Origin of the sequence: Actinosynnema sp. NPDC059797 (assembly GCF_042732085.1) — a bacterium.
Taxonomy (GTDB): Bacteria; Actinomycetota; Actinomycetes; order Mycobacteriales; family Pseudonocardiaceae; genus Actinosynnema.
Genome location: NZ_JBHWIE010000563.1, coordinates 1 through 3,372, shown reverse-complemented (window position 1 = coordinate 3,372; position 3,372 = coordinate 1). Strand labels below are relative to the sequence as shown.

At 75.1% G+C, this 3,372-nt stretch carries 2 protein-coding genes; one reads left to right on the top strand and one right to left on the bottom strand.

The genetic code is table 11. The annotated features are described in order from the left end of the window. Positions 1-94: 94 nt before the first annotated feature. Positions 95-2,095: a UvrD-helicase domain-containing protein gene (locus tag ACFV4N_RS41640; protein WP_499678209.1), complete on the bottom strand. Its 2,001-nt coding sequence runs from the start codon at positions 2,093-2,095 to the stop codon at positions 95-97. Positions 2,096-2,250: 155 nt separating this feature from the next. On the opposite strand from ACFV4N_RS41640, the gene ACFV4N_RS41635 reads away from it, so the two are divergent. Continuing rightward, the gene (locus tag ACFV4N_RS41635) at positions 2,251-3,153 is read left to right on the top strand and encodes an NADP-dependent oxidoreductase (protein WP_499678208.1); all 903 of its coding nucleotides are present in this window, start codon (positions 2,251-2,253) and stop codon (positions 3,151-3,153) included. The last annotated feature ends 219 nt before the right edge of the window (positions 3,154-3,372 follow it).

The window sequence follows — 3,372 nt, the reverse complement described above, 5'->3', positions numbered from 1 at the left end:
GGGTCGTGGACGCTGGCCCCGCGAGTCCTGGACGCTTGACTGGGGGGTGCGGGGCGTACGACACGGTGGGTCTGGGCGTACGACTCGCGCGGTTCTAGGGGGTTTTGCGCACGACCACCAGGCGTCGGGTGGCGCGGGTCAGGGCCACGTAGCGCTCGGGCGGGCTCATGCGCTCCGGGTCGACCACCACGACCACGTCGAACTCCAGCCCCTTCGACGCGCGCGGCGTCAGCGGGCCGTCCGGGGTGATCACGGCGAACGTGCCGCCGTTCGGGCGGAAGGACTCCGGGTCGGCGTCGGTCACCTCGATCGGCGGCTCGCCCCGGCGGACCGAGGTCGGCAGGACCGCGCGGGGATCGACCTCGGCCAGCGACCGCGCCGCGTACTCCATGATCTCCGCGGGCGTCCGGTAGTTGACCGTCAGCCGCCGGTGGCACCACCGGTCCCCGACGTGGGGGGCGAGCACCTCGTGCCACGTGCGGGCGCCCGCCTCCGCCTGCCGCTGGACCAGGTCGCCGACGACGGTCATGCTGCGGTTGGGGCTCCGGCGGACCAGCAGCCGCCAGTCCATCGCGGACAGCTCCTGCGCCTCGTCCACCACGACGTGCCCGTAGGTCCACTCGCGGTCGGCGGCGGCGCGCTCGGCCAGCACCCGGTGGTCGACCGGGGTGTGGCGGTCGGCCAACCACTCGGCGTGCACCAGGTCCACGGCGCGCAGCTCCTCCTCGTCCATCTCGGCGTCGGTGTCGACGACGTGCAGGACGCCCTGCGCGTACTCGACGGCCTCGCGGCGCTCCCGGGCCGCCCGGCGCTCCTCCTCGCCGTCCGTGCCGAGCAGCTCGGCGGCCTCGTCCAGCAGCGGCACGTCGGAGACCGTCCACGCCTCCGGCTCGTCGCGGTGCAGCTCGGGGCGGCCCAGGGCGAAGCAGCGCCCCGCGTACAGGTCGGCCAGCAGGACTTCGGGCGTCAGCAACGGCCACAGCTCGGCGGCGGCCCGCGCCAGGTCGGGGTGGCGCGCCAGCTCCCGGCGCACGTCGTCGGCCAGCTCGGGCCAGTCCAGGCCGATCAGCTCCAGCGCGGGCGGCACGAGCACGTCGACGAGCGCGCGGCGGAACACCGGCCCGGCCTCGTTGTGCTTGAGGCCCGAGGCGCGCGCGACCTCGCGGGCCCGCTCCACCAGCCGCGCGGTCAGCGGCACCGTGACGTCCTCCAGCTCGATCGGGATCGGCTCGACCGGCAGCTCCTCGCGGTCGGCGATCGCCTCGCGCAGCAGGTCGACGGCGCCCAGGCCGCCTTTCAGGGCTTGCAGCTCCGGGGTGTCCTCGCGGTCGGTCCGCACGCCCGGGAACAGCTCGCCGGGCGTCGCGAACACCACGTCGGTCTCGCCCAGGGACGGCAGCACCTCGCCGATGTACCTCAGGAACCCCGGGTTCGGGCCGATCACCAGCACGCCCTGCCGCGACAGCCGCTCGCGCTGCGCGTAGAGCAGGTAGGCGACGCGGTGCAGGGCCACCGCGGTCTTGCCGGTGCCCGGCCCGCCCTCGATCACCAGGACGCCGCGGTGCGGCAGGCGGATCACCTCGTCCTGCTCGGCCTGGATGGTGGCCACGATGTCGCGCATGGTCTCCGCGCGGGGCGCGTTCAACGCCGCCAGCAGGGACTCCGAGGTGACGTGCAGGTCGTCGTCGTGGAAGCTCTCCAGCACGCGCCCGCGAACGTGGAAATGGCGCCTGCGCGTCACCCCCTCGGGGTTCGCGGCGGTCGCGGTGTAGAACGGGCGTGCGACCGGGGCGCGCCAATCGACGAGCAGCGGTTCGTAGTCGTCCTCGGGGTCGAACAAACCGACCCGCCCGATGTAGGCCCGCTCACCGCCGTCGATGTCGAGGCGGCCGAAGCACAACCCCTCGTCGGCCACCTTCAAGCGGCTGACCTGCTCGGACAGCGTGCGCACGGCCACCTCGCGGTGCCAGCGCTGTTCGTCGGCGTCGCGCAGCGCGGCGTCCAGCGCGGCCTGCGCGGCGGCCCGCTCGTGGTCGAGCCGGGCGTGCATGAATGAAATCTTCTCCTGTTCCGCGGACAATTCTGCTGTGGTCACGCTTGCCCCCTGTGCTATACTGGTCTTATCGACCGGTGAATTACCCGGATAAAGCCAATCCCCAGTTGTACCACATTTTTCGGTGATCGCGCGCGCAATTGCCCGCGGTCCGATACCGTCGTCGCGACCGCAGCGGGCGACGGGAGGGCTTCACGGTGGAAGCGGTGGTGCTGGAGCGGTTCGGCGGGCCGGAGGAGTTGCGGCTCTCCGAGGTGGAGGTCCCGGAACCGGGTCCCGGCCAGGTGCGGGTCCGGGTCCGCGCGGCGGGCGTCAACCCGTTCGACGGCAAGGTCAGGTCCGGGGCCATGGAGTCGGTGTTCACCACGCGGCTGCCCACCGTCCTCGGCCTGGAGGTCGCGGGCGAGGTGGACGCGGTCGGCCCGGGGGTCACCGGCGCGGCGGTGGGCGACGCGGTGTTCGGGTTCGCCGACACCGGCGCGTACGCCGAGCAGGCCCTGCTGTCCACGTTCGCCCGCAAGCCCGCCGCGCTGACCTGGGAACGGGCGGTCGCGCTGCCCGTCGCGGGCGAGACCGCCGACCGCGTGCTGAGCCTGCTGGGCGTCACCGCGGGCGAGACCCTGCTCGTCCACGGCGCGGCGGGCGGGGTGGGCACGATCGCCGTGCAGCTGGCCGTCGCGGCGGGCGCCCGGGTCATCGGCACCGCCGGCCCCGACAACCAGGAGCACGTGGCCGCGCTCGGGGCCACGCCGACCACCTACGGCCCCGGCCTGGTCGAGCGGGTGCGCGCGCTGGCGCCCGAGGGCGTGGACGCGGTGTTCGACGTCGCGGGCCGGGGCGCGCTGCCGGACTCGATCGAGCTGCGCGGCGGCACGGACCGCGTCGTCACCATCGCCGACCCCGCGGCCGCCGAGCTGGGCGTCACGTTCAGCGGCGGCGGTGAGCGGGACGCGGGGCGGCTGGCCGAGCTGGCCGACCTCGCCGCGCGGGGCGAACTGGTCACCGCCGTCGCCGCCACCTTCCCGCTGGCGCGGGCCGCCGAGGCGCACCGGGTGATCGAGGCGGGCCACGCGCGCGGGAAGCTCGTGCTGACGATGTGAGAGCCGGCCGGTCAACCCGCGCGAGAGCGGGTGCGGCCGGTCGCGCGGCGCGGTTCACCCCGGTCGCCGGCGCCGGGCAGATCCGCCTGCCCGGCGCCGGCGAGGGGGCCGGGGGCCCGCCCCCGGGGGGGGCCGCCGCACCCGCGCCGTGCCACCACCCCCCATAGCCACCAACCCCGCCGGCCGGGCGGCGTAGCGGGGGGGCATTAGCGTACCGCA